The 555-nt window shown below is 48.1% G+C and carries 1 protein-coding gene; it reads right to left on the bottom strand.

Annotated elements, in window-relative coordinates; translation table 11 throughout:
* On the bottom strand, window positions 1-555 hold a 555-nt coding region (locus E5983_RS09395), incomplete at both ends, for a Rib/alpha-like domain-containing protein (RefSeq protein WP_269148547.1).

Below are 555 nucleotides of genomic sequence, written 5' to 3'. Positions count from 1 at the left end.
ATCGCCTAGGTTAGAGATGGACTTCTCAGCTGATGGAGTTTCACCCACCTTAACGGTTTGATCAGCTGGACTTGGTTGGTTACTGTCTGCTTGAGTTGGGTTTGCTTCAACCTTAACTGTCACAGGAACCTTATCTTGCGAACCATCTGGGTAAGTCACAAGGACTGTCGCTGGTTTATCTCCTGCTGTGCTTGTGTCTACTGGGCTTTCAAACGCAACCGTAGTACCTGTTGGAAGATCGCCTAGGTTAGAGATGGATTTAGATGGATCCACGGACTCACCAACTTTAACAGTTGGAGTTGCCGGAATTGGTTCATTGCTGTCTGCTTGGCTTGGGTTTGCTTCAACCTTAACCGTCACAGGAACCTTATCTTGCGACCCATCTGGGTAGGTCACAAGAACTGTCGCTGGTTTATCTCCTGCTGTGCTTGTGTCTACCGGACTTTCAAACGCTACCGTAGTACCTGTTGGAAGATCGCCTAGGTTAGAGATGGACTTCTCAGCTGATGGAGTTTCACCAACGGTAACGGTTTGATCAGCTGGACTTGGTTCATT

Origin of the sequence: Streptococcus danieliae (genome assembly GCF_009767945.1) — a bacterium.
Lineage (GTDB): Bacteria > Bacillota > Bacilli > Lactobacillales > Streptococcaceae > Streptococcus > Streptococcus danieliae.
The sequence above is the reverse complement of the archived record's forward strand: the minus strand, read 5'-3'. Positions and strand labels throughout refer to the sequence as shown.